Origin of the sequence: Pseudomonas sp. NPDC090755, from assembly GCF_044769005.1 — a bacterium.
In the GTDB taxonomy this organism is placed as follows: Bacteria; Pseudomonadota; Gammaproteobacteria; order Pseudomonadales; family Pseudomonadaceae; genus Aquipseudomonas.
Genome location: NZ_JBIVXC010000001.1, coordinates 85,637 through 102,438, shown reverse-complemented (window position 1 = coordinate 102,438; position 16,802 = coordinate 85,637). Strand labels below are relative to the sequence as shown.

15 protein-coding genes are annotated in these 16,802 nt (G+C 63.5%); 6 read left to right on the top strand and 9 right to left on the bottom strand.

Annotated elements, in window-relative coordinates; translation table 11 throughout:
• Positions 1–17: 17 nt before the first annotated feature.
• Positions 18–1,289, top strand: coding sequence for an FAD/NAD(P)-binding oxidoreductase (locus ACIQUS_RS00510; protein WP_403041492.1), 1,272 nt, complete (start codon positions 18–20; stop codon positions 1,287–1,289).
• On the top strand, positions 1,286–2,104 hold the full coding sequence (locus tag ACIQUS_RS00505) for a sulfite exporter TauE/SafE family protein (protein WP_403041489.1): 819 nt from the start codon (positions 1,286–1,288) through the stop codon (positions 2,102–2,104). Before ACIQUS_RS00510 ends, ACIQUS_RS00505 begins: the two co-directional genes overlap by 4 nt.
• Before the next feature lie 2 nt (positions 2,105–2,106).
• On the opposite strand, the gene ACIQUS_RS00500 is transcribed toward ACIQUS_RS00505, so the two are convergent.
• A complete protein-coding gene (locus ACIQUS_RS00500; protein WP_403041487.1) occupies positions 2,107–2,994 on the bottom strand; it encodes a LysR family transcriptional regulator in 888 nt (295 codons plus the stop codon).
• Between the two features lie 137 nt (positions 2,995–3,131).
• Between ACIQUS_RS00500 and ACIQUS_RS00495 the strand changes: the two genes are divergently transcribed.
• Together ACIQUS_RS00495 and ACIQUS_RS00490 are read left to right on the top strand one after the other, a co-directional pair.
• Positions 3,132–4,781: a GMC family oxidoreductase gene (locus ACIQUS_RS00495; protein WP_403041485.1), complete on the top strand. Its 1,650-nt coding sequence runs from the start codon at positions 3,132–3,134 to the stop codon at positions 4,779–4,781.
• Between the two features lie 99 nt (positions 4,782–4,880).
• Entirely contained in the window at positions 4,881–6,503 is a 1,623-nt protein-coding gene (locus ACIQUS_RS00490; RefSeq protein ID WP_403041483.1) for an MFS transporter, read from the top strand.
• A gap of 173 nt (positions 6,504–6,676) precedes the next feature.
• Here ACIQUS_RS00490 and ACIQUS_RS00485 read toward each other — a convergent pair whose 3' ends face one another.
• From ACIQUS_RS00485 to glyQ, 4 genes are all read right to left on the bottom strand, one after another.
• Positions 6,677–7,447, bottom strand: a complete 771-nt coding sequence (locus ACIQUS_RS00485) for a lysophospholipid acyltransferase family protein (protein ID WP_403041480.1) — start codon at positions 7,445–7,447, stop codon at positions 6,677–6,679.
• 61 nt (positions 7,448–7,508) lie between these two features.
• A complete protein-coding gene (gene gmhB / locus ACIQUS_RS00480) occupies positions 7,509–8,042 on the bottom strand; it encodes a D-glycero-beta-D-manno-heptose 1,7-bisphosphate 7-phosphatase (RefSeq protein WP_403041477.1) in 534 nt (177 codons plus the stop codon).
• Positions 8,043–8,045: 3 nt separating this feature from the next.
• The gene (glyS, locus tag ACIQUS_RS00475) at positions 8,046–10,100 is read right to left on the bottom strand and encodes a glycine--tRNA ligase subunit beta (RefSeq protein ID WP_403041475.1); all 2,055 of its coding nucleotides are present in this window, start codon (positions 10,098–10,100) and stop codon (positions 8,046–8,048) included.
• A complete protein-coding gene (gene glyQ, locus ACIQUS_RS00470) occupies positions 10,097–11,044 on the bottom strand; it encodes a glycine--tRNA ligase subunit alpha (RefSeq protein ID WP_403041472.1) in 948 nt (315 codons plus the stop codon). Before glyQ ends, glyS begins: the two co-directional genes overlap by 4 nt.
• Positions 11,045–11,126: 82 nt before the next feature.
• Here glyQ and ACIQUS_RS00465 point away from each other — a divergent pair, with 82 nt between their 5' ends.
• Both ACIQUS_RS00465 and ACIQUS_RS00460 read left to right on the top strand, forming a co-directional pair.
• The gene (locus ACIQUS_RS00465) at positions 11,127–11,723 is read left to right on the top strand and encodes a DNA-3-methyladenine glycosylase I (RefSeq protein ID WP_403041470.1); all 597 of its coding nucleotides are present in this window, start codon (positions 11,127–11,129) and stop codon (positions 11,721–11,723) included.
• Positions 11,716–12,603: a lysophospholipid acyltransferase gene (locus ACIQUS_RS00460; protein WP_403041468.1), complete on the top strand. Its 888-nt coding sequence runs from the start codon at positions 11,716–11,718 to the stop codon at positions 12,601–12,603. Before ACIQUS_RS00465 ends, ACIQUS_RS00460 begins: the two co-directional genes overlap by 8 nt.
• 221 nt (positions 12,604–12,824) lie before the next feature.
• On the opposite strand, the gene ACIQUS_RS00455 is transcribed toward ACIQUS_RS00460, so the two are convergent.
• Genes ACIQUS_RS00455 through fmt form a run of 4 tightly spaced genes read right to left on the bottom strand, consistent with a single transcriptional unit; the run spans position 12,825 to position 16,781 of the window.
• A complete protein-coding gene (locus ACIQUS_RS00455) occupies positions 12,825–13,136 on the bottom strand; it encodes a hypothetical protein (RefSeq protein WP_403041465.1) in 312 nt (103 codons plus the stop codon).
• Between the two features lie 12 nt (positions 13,137–13,148).
• Positions 13,149–14,522 (bottom strand): Trk system potassium transporter TrkA, encoded by a 1,374-nt coding sequence (trkA, locus tag ACIQUS_RS00450; RefSeq protein WP_403041461.1) that lies wholly within the window; start codon positions 14,520–14,522, stop codon positions 13,149–13,151.
• A gap of 19 nt (positions 14,523–14,541) precedes the next feature.
• Positions 14,542–15,852 carry a 16S rRNA (cytosine(967)-C(5))-methyltransferase RsmB gene (rsmB, locus tag ACIQUS_RS00445; RefSeq protein WP_403041457.1) on the bottom strand — a complete coding sequence of 437 codons (1,311 nt, stop codon included), beginning with the start codon at positions 15,850–15,852 and terminating at the stop codon, positions 14,542–14,544.
• Positions 15,849–16,781 carry a methionyl-tRNA formyltransferase gene (gene fmt, locus ACIQUS_RS00440; protein WP_403041455.1) on the bottom strand — a complete coding sequence of 311 codons (933 nt, stop codon included), beginning with the start codon at positions 16,779–16,781 and terminating at the stop codon, positions 15,849–15,851. The genes rsmB and fmt overlap by 4 nt, the downstream gene beginning before the upstream one ends.
• Between the last annotated feature and the right edge of the window lie 21 nt (positions 16,782–16,802).

Sequence of the window (16,802 nt, the reverse complement as noted above, 5' to 3'; positions counted from 1 at the left end):
TAAAGGACTACCTTGCCATGCCTGCCCATACCACCTCGCCCAAAGGCGAGCACCACAAGGTCCTGATCGTTGGCGCGGGGGCTGCCGGTATTGCTGCCGCTTCCAGCCTGATTCGCCGTGATCCGTCGCTGGACATTGCAATCGTCGATCCGGCCGGCACCCACTACTATCAGCCAGGCTGGACCATGGTCGGCGCCGGGGTGTTCAATGCACCCAGCACCGCGCGGGACATGGCATCGACCATCCCGTCCGGGGTTCACTGGATCAAGGCCAGGGTCGAAAGCTTTGATCCCTTCGGGCAGACCGTAAGCCTGCATGACGGTCGCCTGGTGAGTTACGAGCAACTGGTGGTCTGCCCTGGTCTGAAGCTCGATTGGGATGCCATAGAAGGCTTGAGCGAGACCCTTGGCCGCAATGGCGTGACCTCCAACTACCGCTATGACCTGGCGCCCTACACCTGGCAATTGGTGCAGAGCCTGCGCGAGGGTCGTGCGCTGTTCAGCCAGCCGCCCATGCCGATCAAATGTGCGGGGGCGCCGCAGAAAGCCTTGTACCTGTCGTGCGACCACTGGTTGCGTAATGGCCGACTGGGGAAGATCCAGGCCCAGTTCTTCAATGCCGGCGCCGTGCTGTTCGGCGTCGCGGACTACGTGCCGGCGCTGATGGAGTACATCGACAAGTACGGGGTGGACCTGCAGTATTCCCACCGCCTGGTCGCCGTGGACGGTCCGGGCAAACAGGCGACCTTTGTCCGCACCCTGCCCGATGGCAGCAGTGAAACCCGGGTCCAGCCCTTCGACATGCTGCATGTGGTACCGCCACAAGTGGCCGCCGATTTCATTCGCAACAGCCCCCTGGCCGATGCCGCAGGCTGGATCGATGTCGATCCGGCCACCCTGCGCCATCGGACATTCGCCAACATCCATGGTCTGGGTGACGGGATCAACACCAGCAACGCCAAGACCGCCGCAGCGGCACGCAAGCAGGCACCGGTGGTGGCCAACAACGTGCTGGTCGCCCTGGGGCGCTTGCCCAACCTCGCCCATTACGATGGTTATGGCTCCTGCCCGTTGACGGTGGAGCGCGGCAAGATCGTGCTGGCCGAGTTCACCTATGGCGGCAAGGTCGCACCGAGCTTTCCACGCTGGTTGCTCGATGGCCGTCGTCCGACGCGCCTGGCCTGGTTGCTCAAGGCACAGGTGCTACCGCCGCTGTACTGGCGCTGCATGCTCAAGGGGCGGGAATGGCTGGCTAAACCGCAAGCGGCAGCGGTCGAGGGTCGGCAGTGATCGAACAGCCCTTTCTTGCTGCGGGCCTTGGCGCAATCATTGGTGCGGTGCTGGCGCTCACGGGCGCCGGGGGTGGCATTCTTGCCGTGCCGCTGCTGGTCTTCGGCCTTGGCTTGTCGATGGTCGAGGCCGCGCCGGTCGGACTGCTGGCAGTCGGTATGGCGGCGGCGGTCGGCGCCTTGCTGGGGTTGCGCCAGGGCGTGGTGCGTTATCGCGCGGCGGCTTTCGTGGCGCTGATCGGTATCGCCGCAGCCCCCGTTGGCTTGATGCTCGCGCATCAGCTACCGGATGGGCCGCTGGCCCTGGCGTTCGCGGTGTTGCTGGTTTACGCCTGTGCCCGCATGCTGCTCAAGGCCAGTCGCGAACTGCGTGGCCAGCCACCTCTGGGGCAGCGCAGCCTCATGCCCTGTGTGCTCAATCCGGCGCAAGGCCGACTGCGCTGGACCCTGCCCTGCGCCCGGGCGCTGGCGTTCACCGGGTTGTTGTCCGGCCTGTTGTCCGGCCTGCTGGGTGTGGGTGGCGGCTTTGTGATCATTCCGGCACTGAGTCGCTACACCAACCTGCCGATGAAGAGCATCGTCGCCACCTCGCTGGCGGTGATCGCCCTGGTCTCCACCGGGAGCGTCATCAGCGCCAGCATCGGCGGTGTGATGCATTGGGCGGTGGGCGGACCCTTTGCCGGCGGTGCGGTGGTGGGGTTGCTGGCCGCCCGGCAACTGGCCAGTCGCCTGGCCGGACCGCGCCTGCAGCAGCTGTTCGCCACGGTCGGCATCTGCGCGGCATTGCTGCTGGTGATGAAAACCCTGGGCGGCTGAGCCTACTCTGCGAGCAACTCGCCCTGCGCTTCGGCACACAACGCCAGGAGAAAATCCCAGACCACCCGCAAGCGCACTGACTTGTGCAGTTCGCGGCGGGTGCAGATCCAGTAGCTGCGCTGGATGGTTTCACCGGGCAGCACGCGTACCAGCGCCGGGTCGTGCCGGGCCATGTAGTTGGGGAGCACGGCAATCCCCAATCCGGCGCGGGCGGCCTGTTGCTGGGCGATGACACTGGTGCTGCGGAACACCACGTTGGGTGCCCGGCAGAAGCTGTTGAGAAACAGCAGTTCCTGACTGAACAACAGATCGTCGACGTAGCCGATCCAGCTGTGCCTGGCGAGGTCTTCGCGGTGGTTCAGTGCCGGTGCCCGGGCCAGGTAATCGGGGCTGGCATACAGCGCCAGGCGATAGTCCGTGAGCTTGCGAGTGATCAACAAGTCGGCATTGGGCCGCTCCAGGTGAATGCTGATTTCCGCCTCGCGGTTGAGGATGCTGACAAAACGCGGCACTGCGACCAGTTCCACTTCAAGCCCCGGATAACGTTCGAACAGGCTGCCCATGCGTGGGGTGAAGAACATGATACCGATGCCTTCGGTCACCCCCAGGCGGATCTTGCCCAGCGGCGTGATGGCCTGGGTGATTTCTTCTTGGGCCAGCAGCGCGACGTTTTCCATGGCTTCGGCATGCTTGAGCAGCGCCTGGCCCGAGGGAGTCAACTCGTAGCCCTGGGCGTGCTGGACGAACAACGGAGTGCCCAGGCTCTGCTCGATATTTTCGATATGCCGGGCCACGGTACTGTGGGTGGTGTTGAGGCGCTTGGCCGCGGTCAACAGGCGACCGCTACGCTGCAACTCGAGAAAAAACCGCAGATCATTCCAGTCGAACATGCTTTTCCTTGTGAATCAGGTGTTCACGGACGTTGTTCTAAAACGCACAGCAGTTGAGTGAAATCTAACGTTTTCATCCCGAAAATAATCAATAACATGGACTGGGACAAGAATAATAATCAGGCGCGAGGTTGCCCATGCCATCAGCCGATCCTGTCTACGATTACGTGGTTGTCGGCGCCGGCCCTGCCGGGTGCCTGCTGGCCAATCGTCTGTCCGCCGATCCGGGATGCCGGGTGCTGCTGCTCGAAGCCGGTGGTCGCGACAACTATCCCTGGATTCATATTCCGGTGGGCTACCTGTATTGCATCGGTAACCCCCGCACCGACTGGTGCTTCAAGACCGAAGCCCAGCCCGGTCTCAACGGGCGCGCCTTGGGTTATCCACGGGGCAAGGTGCTCGGTGGCTGTTCCTCGATCAACGGCATGATCTACATGCGCGGCCAGGCCGGTGACTACGACCGCTGGGCCGAGCAAGGCAATGCCGGTTGGGCCTGGAAAGACGTTCTGCCCCTGTTCAAGGCCAGCGAAAACCACTTCGGCGGTGCCTCGGATGTGCACGGCGATCAAGGCGAGTGGCGCGTCGAGCAACAGCGTTATTCCTGGTCGATCCTGGACGCCTTCCGCGATGCCGCTGCACAAAGTGGCATCGCCCGCGTTGCCGACTTCAACGGTGGCGACAACGAGGGCTGTGGATATTTTCAGGTCAACCAGCGTTCCGGCATTCGCTGGAACTCGGCCAAGGCCTTCCTGCGTCCTGTACTCAAGCGCCCCAACCTGACGGTACTGACCGATGTACTGGTTGACCGGGTCATCCTCAATGACGGTCGAGCCTCACAGGTACGGGCTCGCTGGCAGGGTAGCTGGCAGCACTTCAGCGCCCGCCGGGAGATCGTCCTGTGTGCAGGTTCCGTGGGTTCTCCCGGCATCCTGCAGCGTTCAGGCATCGGTCCCCGTGGATTGCTGGAAAGCCTGGGGATCGCCGTGCGCCATGAACTGCCGGGGGTGGGCGGCAACCTGCAGGATCACTTGCAACTGCGGCTGATCTACCAGGTCAGCCAGGCACGCACCCTCAACCAGGTGGCCAACAGCGCCTGGGGCAAGCTCGGCATGGGCTTGCGTTACCTGTACGACCGCAGCGGCCCCTTGGCCATGGCGCCGAGCCAGCTGGGCGCGTTCGTGCGCTCGGGGCCGGAGCAGGCCTCGGCCAACCTGCAGTACCACGTGCAGCCCCTGTCGCTGGAGCGCTTCGGCGAGCCGCTGCACCGCTTCCCGGCCTTTACCGCCTCGGTGTGCAACCTGCGCCCGGCCAGCCGCGGACGCATCGATATCCGCTCGGCCAACCCGGACGATGCACCGCTGATCGACCCCAATTACCTCAGCGACCCCGAAGACCTGCGCGTAGCCGCCCAGGCCATTCGCCTGACCCGCAAGATCGTCCAGGCCCCTGCCCTGGCGCCGTTCAATCCACGCGAATACCTGCCCGGCCCGGACTTGCAAAGCGAGGAACAACTGCACGAGGCCGCCGGCCAGATCGGCACCACCATTTTCCACCCAGTGGGCACCTGCCGCATGGGCAACGGGCCGCTGGACGTCGTCGATGACCAGCTGCGTGTGCATGGCGTGCCGGGCCTGCGCATCGCCGACGCCTCGATCATGCCGCAGATTGTCTCCGGCAATACCTGTTCACCCACCTTGATGATTGCCGAAAAGGCGGCGCAATTGATAACGCGGGGGCTGTTATCCACAACCCGGATCGACGAAGAAAAGGCAGTACCGACGCCCTGACCAGGCGCGTGGCAGTAACGGTGCCGGACGCGGTCTGCCGGCATCGACAGTGGAACAACAAGAATAATCACTGGGGCCTTGGGGCCGAGGACAGCAACGATGGCGGACTACATTCAGGAGCAGGGTGCGGCGACGGTCAGCAACAGTCGCCGGGAAGAACGCAAGATCATTTTCGCGTCATCCCTCGGGACCGTGTTCGAGTGGTATGACTTTTTTCTCTACGGGGCGCTGGCCGCGGTCATCAGCAAGCAGTTCTTTGCCGGGGTGAACGACACCACTGCCTTCATCTTCGCCTTGATGGCCTTCGCGGCGGGCTTCCTGGTGCGCCCTTTCGGCGCCCTGGTATTCGGCCGCCTGGGCGACATGATCGGGCGCAAGTACACCTTCCTGGTGACCATCGTACTGATGGGGCTGTCGACCTTCGCCGTCGGCCTGCTGCCCACCTACGCCAGCATAGGCATTGCCGCCCCGATCATCCTGGTGATACTGCGCATGCTCCAGGGCCTGGCGCTGGGGGGCGAGTATGGCGGCGCGGCGACCTATGTGGCCGAGCACGCGCCACCGGGCAAGCGTGGCTTTCACACCGGTTTCATCCAGTCCACCGCCACCCTCGGCCTGCTGTTGTCGCTGGTGGTGGTGCTCGGTAGCCGCTACATCAGTGGCGACCAGTTCGAAGTCTGGGGCTGGCGCCTGCCGTTCCTGCTGTCGATCGTGCTGCTGGCGATTTCCACCTGGATTCGCATGAGCATGCACGAGTCGCCCGCCTTCGTGAAAATGAAGGCCCAGGGCAAGGCCAGCAAGGCGCCGATCCGTGAATCCTTCGGTTCCTGGGCCAACCTCAAGGTGGTGTTGACCGCTCTGTTCAGCATCAACGCCGGCCAGGCCGTCACCTTCTACACCGCGCAGTTCTATGTGCTGTTCTTCCTCACCCAGATGCTCAAGATGGACCCGGCACAGGCCAATACACTGCTGATCATCAGCGTGGTCATCGGCGCGCCGTTCTTCGTGTTCTTCGGCTGGCTGTCGGACCGCGTGGGCCGAAAACCGATCCTGATGCTGGGCCTGCTGTTGGCCACCCTGCTCTACTTCCCGCTGTTCAAGGCCCTGAGTCATTACGCCAACCCGCAGATCGACGCCGCCAGTCGCCAGGCACCGATCGTGGTCATGGCCGACCCGCAAAGCTGCACCTTCCAGTTCGACCCGGTGGGCAAGGCGCGCTTCGACAGCCCTTGTGACAAGGTCAAGACCTTCCTGGTCAAACAGGGCCTGCCCTACAGCTCCGAATCGGTAGCCGCTGGCAGCAGCGTGGTGGTGACCGTGGGTGACCAGCGCATCGACGGTTTCGACGAAGTGGCGCTGCGGGCAGCAATCGACAAGGCGGGCTACCCGGCCAAGGCCGATCCTTCGGCTGTCAACGAAACCATGGTGGTGGTGCTGATCGTGGCGATGATCCTGATCGCGACCATGACCTACGGGCCCTTGGCGGCGGTGATGGTCGAACTGTTCCCGACCCGGATCCGCTACACCTCGATGTCGCTGCCCTACCACATCGGCAACGGTTGGTTCGGTGGTTTCCTGCCCACTGTGTCCTTTGCCTTGGTGGTGTACACCGGCGACATCTTCTACGGGCTCTGGTACCCGGTGCTGATCACCGGTGTCAGCCTGGTAGTCGGGCTGTTCTGCCTGAAAGAAACCCGCGATGTGGATATCGACAAGGTCTGAGTCGATAAACGGGTACAAAAAAACCGGCTAAGCGCCGGTTTTTTTATGCCGCGGAAAAACTTATGCACGATTATCACAGAACAGTCATACAGAGAAATAAGTAAGTAAATGAATGACTTAGCTTAATTTTAAGAATGTGATCCAAATACTATGCACAAGTTATCCACAGATCGTCAGGCAACGCCTTCAGCCGGATTGGAGGCCGCAGCCGGCAAGGAGCCCATGTCGCGCTGGGTCTGCTCGTTCCAGGCCGCTGCCCGGTCATTGAGCTCGGCAATGGCGCGTGGACCGCTGCCTTCGGCATACATGGGCGCACCGATTACCACCTCGATGGTACCGGCACGTTTGCTCCAGCCTTGCTTGGGCCAGAACTTGCCGGCGTTGTGGGCGATCGGCAGCACGGGCAGGCCGGCATTCACCGCCAGGGCGGTACCGCCGCGGGAGAACTTGCCGATCTGGCCGAAAGGTACACGGGTGCCTTCCGGGAAGATCAGCACCCAGACGCCATCCTTGAGCAGCTTGTCGCCTTCGCTGGCGACCTGCTTGAGGGCAGCCTTGGGGTTGTCGCGGTCAATGGCGATCGGGCGCAGCATGGCCATCGCCCAGCCGAAGAACGGCACGTACAGCAGTTCACGCTTGAGCACCTGGCTCAAGGGCGAGAAATAGGCAGAGAGGAAGAAGGTCTCCCAGGTGCTCTGGTGGTTGGAGAGGATCACGCAAGGTTGCTTGGGGATGTTTTCAGCCCCGGTGACCTTGACCTTGATGTTGAGGAACACCCGCACCAGCACCAGTGCAAAGCGGCACCAGTAGACATTGATGAAGCGATAGCGGGCGCTGAAAGGCAGAAACGGCGCGATAAAAAAGCTCAGGGTGCACCACAGCAAAGCGCTGGTACCCAGTAGCAGGTAAAAAAGAAAAATTCTGATCGCCTGCAGGATCGACATAGCGGCATGTACCGTTGCGGGCTCGCCCGCCTAGTAAAAGTGCGCCTGTGCGGCAGGCGCCCTATTTGTGGATAAGTTCTCTGGCGATGGCTGCCAGATCATCGAAAATCAGTGTCCCTTGCGCAATGCCCTTGCTCAGGGTGATCTCGCCTTTCCCGGTTTTTACCAGAATCGGTTGAGCATCGACGGCTTTTGCGGCTTCCAGGTCACCCTTGCTGTCACCGACAAACCATACCCCGGCCAGTTCGGCCTGGTAATGCGCGGCGATCTTGCGCAGCATGCCCGGCTTGGGCTTGCGGCAATCGCAGCCCTCATCGGGCCCGTGCGGGCAATAGACGATCAGCCCGACCTCGCCCCCCTGTTCGGCCACCAGCTGGCGCAGACGCGCATGCATGGCCTCCAGGGTTGCCAGGTCGTAGTAGCCGCGAGCGATGCCGGACTGGTTGGTGGCGACCGCCACCGTCCAGCCGGCCTTGCTCAACTGCGCGATGGCCTCGATCGATCCGGGAATCGGTATCCACTCGTCCAGCGACTTGATGTAGGCGTCGGAGTCCTGGTTGATCACTCCGTCCCGATCGAGAATCAGCAGCTTCAAGACTTACCCCAGCAGCGAAATGTCGGCCACGCCCAGGAACAGACCGCGCAGGCGGCTGAGCAAGGCATAACGGTTGGCGCGCACCTTGGCGTCCTCGGCGTTGACCATCACCGCCTCGAAGAAGGCGTCGACCGGTTCGCGCAGGGCGGCCAGGCGTGCCAGCGATTCGCTGTACTGACGTGCAGCGGCCATCGGTTGCACGGCCTGGTCGGCCTGCTGGATGGCCGAGTACAGGGAGAACTCGTTGGCATTGTCGAAGTACTTCGGCTCGACGGACGTCGCGATGGTACCTTCGGCCTTGCCCAGCAGGTTCGACACGCGCTTGTTCACCGCGGCCAGGGCGGCGGCTTCAGGCAGCTGGCGGAAGGCCTGGACGGCTTGTACACGCTGGTCGAAGTCCAGTGCCGAACCCGGCTTGAGGGCGCGGACCGACAGGTAGGTGGCAACGTCGATGCCTTCGTCTTCGTAACGGGCACGCAGGCGATCGAAGATGAACTCCAGCACCTGGTCGGCAAGGCCGGCAGCCTTGACCTTGCTGCCGAACTGGGTGACAGCGAAGCTCACCGCTTCGGTCAGGTCCAGGTCCAGCTGCTTCTCGATCAGGATACGCAGCACACCCAGTGCGGCACGGCGCAGGGCGTAGGGGTCCTTGCTGCCGGTTGGCAGCATGCCGATACCGAAGATACCGACCAGGGTATCGAGCTTGTCGGCGATGGCCACGGCCGCACCGGTCAGGGTCGAAGGCAGCTCGGCGCCAGCACCACGCGGCATGTACTGCTCGTTCAGGGCCAGGGCAACATCTTCCGGCTCGCCGTCGTTGAGGGCGTAGTAGTAGCCGGCAACACCCTGCATTTCCGGGAATTCGCCGACCATCTCGGTGGCCAGGTCACACTTGGACAGCAGACCGGCACGCGCGGCGCGTTGGGCGTCGCCGCCGATGCGCGGGGCGATGAAGGCGGCCAGTTTGGCAACCCGCTCGGCCTTGTCGAAGACGCTGCCCAGCTGGGCCTGGAACACGACGTTCTGCAGGCGCTCGTTGAAGCTTTCCAGTGGCTGCTTCTTGTCTTGCTTGAAGAAGAACTCGGCGTCGGTCAGGCGTGGGCGCACGACCTTCTCGTTGCCTTCGACGATCTGCTTGGGATCGCGGCTCTCGACGTTGGCCACGGTAATGAAGCGTGGCAGCAGCTTGCCGTCGGTATCCAGCAGGCAGAAGTACTTCTGGTTGTCCTGCATGGTGGTGATCAGGGCTTCCTGAGGTACTTCCAGGAAACGCTCCTCGAAGGAGCAGACCAGCGGCACCGGCCATTCGACCAGCGCCGTCACCTCATCGAGCAGCGCAGGCGGCACGATGGCGCTGCCTTCCTGCTGCATGGCGAGCTCGGCGGTGCGCTTGCTGATCAGTTCGCGACGCTCGGCGAAGTCGGCCAGCACGTAGGCCTTGCGCAGGTCTTCCTGGTAGTTGGCCGGGGCGCTGATGCGCACGTTTTCCGGGTGATGGAAGCGGTGGCCGCGCGATTCGCGACCGGCTTTCTGCGCCAGCAGGGTGCAGTCGACCACCTCGTCACCGAGCAGCATCACCAGCCACTGGGTCGGACGCACGAACTCGTCCTTGCGCGCGCCCCAGCGCATGCGCTTCGGGATAGGCAGGTCGTTGAGCGAGTCTTCGATGATGGTTGGCAGCAGGCTGGCGGTAGCCTTGCCCGGGATGTGCTGGGAGAAGCGCAGCTTGGCGCCGCTCTGGTCGATATCCGACAGCTCTACACCGCACTTCTTGGCGAAGCCCAGGGCTGCCTGGGTCGGGTTGCCTTCAGCGTCGAACGCCGCCTGGCGTGGCGGGCCGTCGAGGTTGATGCTGCGGTCCGGCTGCTGGGTGTCCAGCTGGCGGATCAGCACGGCCAGGCGGCGCGGCGCGGCGAACACCTGCTTGTCGGTGTAGTTCAGGCCAGCGGCCTGCAGGCCTTTCTCGATACCGGCGAGGAAAGCGTCACCCAGGCTGCTCAGGGCCTTGGGTGGCAGTTCTTCGGTGCCCAGTTCAACCAGGAAATCTTGAGCACTCATTGTGCAGCCTCCAGCTTAGCCAACACTTCATCACGCAATTCAGGGGACGCCATCGGGAAGCCCAGCTTGGCGCGGGCCTGCAGGTAGCTCTGGGCCACGGCGCGGGCCAGGGTGCGTACGCGCAGGATGTAACGCTGACGCTCGGTTACCGAGATGGCGCGGCGGGCGTCGAGCAGGTTGAAGGTGTGCGAGGCCTTGAGCACCATTTCATAGGTCGGCAGCGGCAGCTCGAGTTCGATCAGGCGATTGGCTTCGCTCTCGTAGAAATCGAACAGTTCGAACAGCTTCTCGACGTTGGCGTGCTCGAAGTTGTAGGTCGACTGCTCCACTTCGTTCTGGTGGAACACATCGCCATAGGTCACCTTGCCGAACCGACCGTCGGTCCAGATCAGGTCATAGACCGAGTCGACGCCCTGCAGGTACATGGCCAGGCGCTCCAGGCCATAGGTGATTTCACCGGTGACCGGGTAGCACTCGATGCCGCCTACTTGCTGGAAGTAGGTGAACTGGGTGACTTCCATGCCGTTGAGCCAGATTTCCCAGCCCAGGCCCCAGGCGCCGAGGGTCGGCGATTCCCAGTTGTCTTCGACGAAACGGATGTCGTGCACCAGCGGGTCGAGGCCGATGGCCTTGAGCGAGCCCAGGTACAGTTCCTGGAAGTTCGCCGGGTTCGGCTTGAGCACCACCTGGAACTGGTAGTAGTGCTGCAGACGGTTGGGGTTTTCTCCATAGCGGCCATCGGCCGGACGGCGGCTGGGCTGCACATAGGCGGCGTTCCAGTTTTCCGGGCCGACGGCGCGCAGGAAGGTGGCGGTATGGAAAGTGCCGGCGCCTACTTCCATATCGTAGGGCTGAAGTACCACACAACCTTGCTCGGCCCAGTACTGCTGCAGGGCGAGGATCAGGTCTTGGAAGGTACGCACGGCTGGCGTAGGCTGGCTCACGAAATTCACCTGTTTCTAGGGCTGCGAATATAAAGAGCGGGAGTATAACCCGATTCGCGCAGGCCTCTACCCTTGGAGCCTTATGCCACGCTGCTTTTGGTGTACCGACGATCCGCTTTATGAGGCTTACCACGACCAGGAGTGGGGTAACCCCCAGCGCGATCCGGGCCAGCTGTTCGAAATGTTGCTGCTCGAAGGCTTCCAGGCCGGCCTGTCGTGGATCACGGTGCTGAAGAAACGTGAACGCTACCGTCAGGTGCTGTTCGGCTTCGATCCGCAGCGCCTGGCGCAGATGAGCGACGAGCACATCGAAACGCTGATGCTCGACCCCGGCATCATTCGCAACCGCCTCAAGCTCAACGCCGCGCGGCGCAATGCCCGCGCCTGGCTGGCGCTGGAGAACCCGGGCGAGTGGCTCTGGTCGTTCGTCGGCGGCGCGCCGAAAATCAACCATTTCACCCAGCGCGGCGACGTCCCGGCGGTGACCGATGAGGCCACGGCCATGAGCAAGGCCTTGCGCAAGGCTGGCTTCACCTTTGTCGGCCCGACCATCTGCTACGCCTTCATGCAGGCCACCGGCATGGTCATGGACCACACCACCGATTGTGATCGCTACGCCGCTTTTGCGCAGAGGGGTACAATGGCCGGCTTGCAGAAAGAGGAACCAGCCTGTGGATAAATTCAAGGGCGCCTTGATGGTCGGGGCGTTGCGGTTGTTTGCCAAGCTTCCCTGGGGCGCGGTACAGCGGGTCGGCGCGGCGATCGGCTGGCTCATGTGGAAGGTGCCGAACAGTTCGCGTGAAGTCGTGCGCATCAACCTGGCCAAGTGTTTCCCGGAGATGGACCCGGCGGCTCGCGAGCAACTGGTGGGCCGTACCCTGATGGATATCGGCAAGTCCTTTACCGAAAGCGCCTGTGCCTGGATCTGGCCGGCCCAGCGCTCGCTTGCGCTGGTACGCGAGGTCGAGGGCCTTGAGGTGCTGCAGGCGGCACTGGCCTCGGGCAAGGGCGTGGTCGGCATCACCAGCCACCTGGGCAACTGGGAAGTGCTCAATCACTTCTATTGCAACCAGTGCAAACCGATCATTTTCTACCGTCCGCCCAAGCTCAAGGCGGTCGATGACCTGCTGCGCGAGCAGCGCGTGCAGCTGGGCAACCGCGTGGCGGCCTCGACCAAGGAAGGCATCCTGAGCATCATCAAGGAAGTTCGCAAAGGCGGTCAGGTCGGCATCCCGGCAGACCCGGAACCGGCCGAGTCGGCGGGAATCTTCGTGCCGTTCTTCGCCACCAAGGCGCTGACCAGCAAGTTCGTGCCGAACATGCTCGCCGGCGGCAAGGCGGTCGGGGTGTTCCTGCATGCCCTGCGCCTGCCCGATGGTTCCGGCTTCAAGGTGATCCTGGAAGCGGCGCCTGAAGCGATGTACAGCGAAGACACCGAAACCTCGGCGGCGGCCATGAGCCAGGTGGTCGAGCGCTATGTGCGGGCTTATCCGAGCCAGTACATGTGGAGCATGAAGCGCTTCAAGAAGCGTCCGCCTGGAGAGGCGCGCTGGTATTGAGGGCCCTATCGCTGGCTACGCCAGCTCCCACAAGAGCCGGCGATGGTCGCCTTCATTCTGTGTAGCCGCTGCCGCCAGGTTTTACGGTCGCTTCGCGACCGATCGCAGCCTGGCGGCAGCGGCTACACCATCAGGCAATCAAGACAGTTGCTCCCACAGGGTTGAGCCTGGGGAAAACCATTGTGGGAGCCGGCATCGCCGGCGATGGACTCAAGGCGGCCTTAAACCGTCTTGTCGAGTTTTTTGAGAAACACCGTCATCTCTTTTTCGGCCTGCTTGTCCCCATGGGCCTTCGCCGCTGCCAGCCCCAGCTCCCACGCCAGGCGCGCCGCCGCTTTATCGCCCTGCAGCTGATGCGCCTTGCCCAGCAGCTTCCAGGCTGCCGAATACTTCGGATCGAACTCGACGCAGCGCTGCAAATGCACCGCCGCCTCGGCGCCGTTGCCTTCATCCAGCCAGGCCTTGCCCAGGCCGAAGCGCAACAGGGCGTTATCCACACCCTTGGCCAACATCTTTTCCAGTGATTCGCGCATGTCGCCGTCCTCTTAGAAGAAGCTCAAGCCCACGTGGAACAGCTTCTCGACGTCACGGATGTACTTTTTATCCACAACGAAGAGGATCACATGGTCGCCCGCCTCGATCACGGTGTCGTCGTGGGCAATCAGCACTTCTTCATCGCGAATGATGGCGCCGATGGTGGTACCTGGCGGCAGGGCGATGTCTTCGATGGCCTTGCCGATCACCTTGCTCGACTTCGAGTCGCCATGGGCAATGGCCTCGATCGCCTCTGCCGCGCCACGGCGCAGCGAGTGCACGCTGACGATGTCGCCACGGCGCACGTGGGCGAGCAAGGTGCCGATGGTGGCCAGCTGCGGGCTGATGGCGATATCGATATCGCCGCCCTGGACCAGGTCGACATAGGCCGGGTTGTTGATGATGGTCATCACCTTGCGCGCGCCCAGGCGCTTGGCCAGCAACGAGGACATGATGTTGGCCTCGTCATCGTTGGTCAGGGCCAGGAAGATATCGGCTTCGGCGATGTTCTCTTCGAGCATCAGGTCGCGGTCCGAGGCGCTGCCTTGCAGCACCACGGTGCTGTCCAGGGTGTCGGACAGGTAGCGGCAGCGGGCCGGGTTCATCTCGATGATCTTGACCTGGTAGCGGCTTTCGATGGCCTCGGCCAGGCGCTCGCCGATCTGCCCGCCACCGGCGATGACCACGCGCTTGTTGGTCTCGTCCAGGCGCCGCAGCTCGCCCATCACCGCACGGATGTTGGCCTTGGCGGCGATGAAGAAGACTTCGTCGTCGGCCTCGATCACGGTATCGCCCTGGGGCAGGATCGGCCGGTCACGGCGGAAGATGGCCGCCACGCGGGTGTCGACGTTGGGCATGTGCTCGCGGATCTGGCGCAGTTGCTGGCCGACCAGCGGACCGCCGTAGTAGGCCTTGACCGCCACCAACTGCGCCTTGCCTTCGGCGAAGTCGATCACCTGCAGGGCCCCCGGGTGCTCGATCAGTCGCTTGATGTAGTGGGTAACCACCTGCTCGGGGCTGATCAGTACGTCGACCGGTATGGCGTCGTTGTCGAACAGGCCGGCGCGGGTCAGGTAGGCCGATTCACGCACCCGGGCGATCTTGGTCGGGGTGTGGAAAAAGGTGTAGGCGACCTGGCAGGCGACCATGTTGGTTTCGTCGCTGTTGGTCACCGCCACCAGCATGTCGGCGTCATCGGCACCGGCCTGGCGCAGCACGGTAGGGAACGAGGCGCGGCCCTGGACGGTGCGGATGTCCAGGCGGTCGCCGAGGTCGCGCAGGCGGTCGCCATCGGTGTCGACCACGGTAATGTCGTTGGCTTCGCTGGCCAGGTGTTCAGCCAGCGTGCCGCCGACCTGCCCTGCGCCGAGGATGATGATCTTCATCCGCTGTTCCCTTCTCTTGTTATCCGCGCGCGGCGGCGATTTTGATCAGCTTGGCATAATAGAAGCCATCGTGGCCGCCTTCCTGGGCCAGCAACTGGCGGCCATGGGGCTGGCGCACGCCGGCCTGGGTCGCCAGGTCCAGCTCGCGGGCACCTGGGGTACGGGCCAGGAAGGCCTCGATGACTTCGGTGTTTTCCGTCGGCAGGCTCGAGCAGGTGGCATAGAGCAGGATGCCGCCGACCTCGAGGGTCGGCCACAGGGCGTCGAGCAGTTCGCCCTGCAAGGTGGCCAGGGCCGGGATGTCGTCGGCCTGGCGGGTCATCTTGATGTCCGGGTGACGGCGGATCACCCCGGTGGCCGAGCACGGTGCGTCGAGCAGGATGCGCTGGAAGCGCTTGCCGTCCCACCAACTGGCAGTGTCACGGGCATCGCAGGCAATCAGCTGGGCATCCAGGCCAAGGCGGTCGAGGTTTTCCCGGACCCGGGTCAGGCGCTTGGCTTCCAGGTCGATGGCCACCACGCCGTCGAGTTGCGCCTGGGCTTCGAGCAGGTGGCAGGTCTTGCCCCCGGGGGCGCAGCAGGCGTCGAGCACACGCTGGCCGGGCGCCAGGTCGAGCAGGTCGGCGGCCAGTTGCGCTGCTTCGTCCTGGACGCTGATCCAGCCCTGTTCGAAGCCAGGCAGGTCGCGTACGTCACTGGCTTGCGCAAGCATGATGCCGTCGGTGCTGTACTGGCAGGCACTGGCTTCGATCCCCGCCTCACGCAGCAGGCCCAGATAGGCCTCTCGGCTGTGATGCCGGCGATTGACCCGCAGGATCATCGGCGGGTGCGCATTGTTGGCCGCGCAAATGGTCTCCCACTGCTCGGGCCAGAAGGCTTTGAGCGATTTCTGCAGCCAGCGCGGGTGGGCCGTGCGTACCACCGGGTCGCGTTCCAGCTCGGCGAGGATATCGTTGCTCTCGCGCTGTGCCCGACGCAGCACGGCGTTGAGCAGCCCCTTGGCCCAGGGCTTCTTCAGCTTGTCGGCGCAACCTACGGTTTCGCCGATGGCGGCGTGGGCCGGAATACGGGTGTAGAGCAGTTGATACAGGCCGACCAGCAACAAGGCTTCGACATCGCGGTCAGCACTCTTGAACGGCTTCTGCAGCAGGCGCTCGGCCAGGGCCGACAGCCGTGGCTGCCAGCGCGCGGTGCCGAATGCCAGGTCCTGGGTCAGGCCACGGTCACGGGCTTCGACCTTGTCCAGTTGCGCAGGCAGCGAACTGTTCAGCGAAGCCTTGCCGCTGAGTACTGCCGCCAGGGCGCGGGCGGCTGCCAGACGTGGATTCATTGACCGAGCACCGTACCGCTGGCGAATTTCTCGCGGCGGCTGTTGAACAGGTCGCTGAAGTTCAGCGCCTTGCCACCAGGCAGTTGCAGGCGAGTCAGGCACAAGGCCTGTTCGCCGCAGGCAACGATCAGGCCGTCTTTGCTGGCACTGAGGATTTCACCGGGGGTGCCTTTGCCTGTGGATAAGCTGGCGGCGAGCACTTTCACTGCTTCACCGTTCAGGGTGCTGTGGCAGATCGGCCAGGGATTGAAGGCGCGAATCAGGCGTTCCAGCTCAACGGCTGGACGGCTCCAGTCCAGGCGCGCTTCATCTTTGTTCAGCTTGTGGGCATAGGTGGCCAGGCTGTCGTCCTGGACTTCACCTTGCAGCGTGCCGGCGGCGAGGCCTGCCACGGCTTCAAGCACGGCTGGCGGGCCCATCTCGGCAAGACGGTCGTGCAGCGTGCCGCCGGTGTCAGTGGCGCTGATCGGGGTGGTGACTTTGAGCAGCATCGGGCCAGTATCCAGGCCGGCTTCCATGCGCATCACCGTCACACCGCTTTCATTGTCGCCGGCTTCGACCGCGCGCTGGATCGGCGCGGCACCGCGCCAGCGTGGCAGCAGCGAGGCATGGCTGTTGATGCAGCCCAGGCGCGGGATATCCAGCACCGCCTGCGGCAGGATCAGGCCGTAGGCGACCACTACCATCAGGTCCGGCGCGAAGGCGGCCAGTTCGGCTTGGGCCTCGGCATTGCGCAGGGTCGGCGGTTGCAGGACAGGGATGTCGTTATCCACAGCCAGTTGTTTGACGGCGCTGGGCATCAGTTTCTGACCACGCCCGGCCGGGCGGTCCGGTTGGGTGTAGACGGCGACGACGTCGTAGGGGCTGTCGATCAGGGCCTTGAGGTGTTCGGCGGCAAACTCTGGGGTGCCTGCGAAGACAATGCGCATGGAGTTCTCGCTAAAAAAGAA

Bases quoted from the DNA above. Each gene is read 5' to 3' on its own strand.
- ACIQUS_RS00510 (WP_403041492.1), top strand. From the start codon at position 18: ATGCCTGCCCATACCACCTCGCCCAAAGGCGAGCACCACAAGGTCCTG.
- ACIQUS_RS00500 (WP_403041487.1), bottom strand. From the start codon at position 2,994: ATGTTCGACTGGAATGATCTGCGGTTTTTTCTCGAGTTGCAGCGTAGC.
- ACIQUS_RS00495 (WP_403041485.1), top strand. From the start codon at position 3,132: ATGCCATCAGCCGATCCTGTCTACGATTACGTGGTTGTCGGCGCCGGC.
- ACIQUS_RS00490 (WP_403041483.1), top strand. From the start codon at position 4,881: ATGGCGGACTACATTCAGGAGCAGGGTGCGGCGACGGTCAGCAACAGT.
- ACIQUS_RS00485 (WP_403041480.1), bottom strand. From the start codon at position 7,447: ATGTCGATCCTGCAGGCGATCAGAATTTTTCTTTTTTACCTGCTACTG.
- glyS (WP_403041475.1), bottom strand. From the start codon at position 10,100: ATGAGTGCTCAAGATTTCCTGGTTGAACTGGGCACCGAAGAACTGCCA.
- ACIQUS_RS00465 (WP_403041470.1), top strand. From the start codon at position 11,127: ATGCCACGCTGCTTTTGGTGTACCGACGATCCGCTTTATGAGGCTTAC.
- ACIQUS_RS00455 (WP_403041465.1), bottom strand. From the start codon at position 13,136: ATGCGCGAATCACTGGAAAAGATGTTGGCCAAGGGTGTGGATAACGCC.
- trkA (WP_403041461.1), bottom strand. From the start codon at position 14,522: ATGAAGATCATCATCCTCGGCGCAGGGCAGGTCGGCGGCACGCTGGCT.
- rsmB (WP_403041457.1), bottom strand. From the start codon at position 15,852: ATGAATCCACGTCTGGCAGCCGCCCGCGCCCTGGCGGCAGTACTCAGC.
- fmt (WP_403041455.1), bottom strand. From the start codon at position 16,781: ATGCGCATTGTCTTCGCAGGCACCCCAGAGTTTGCCGCCGAACACCTC.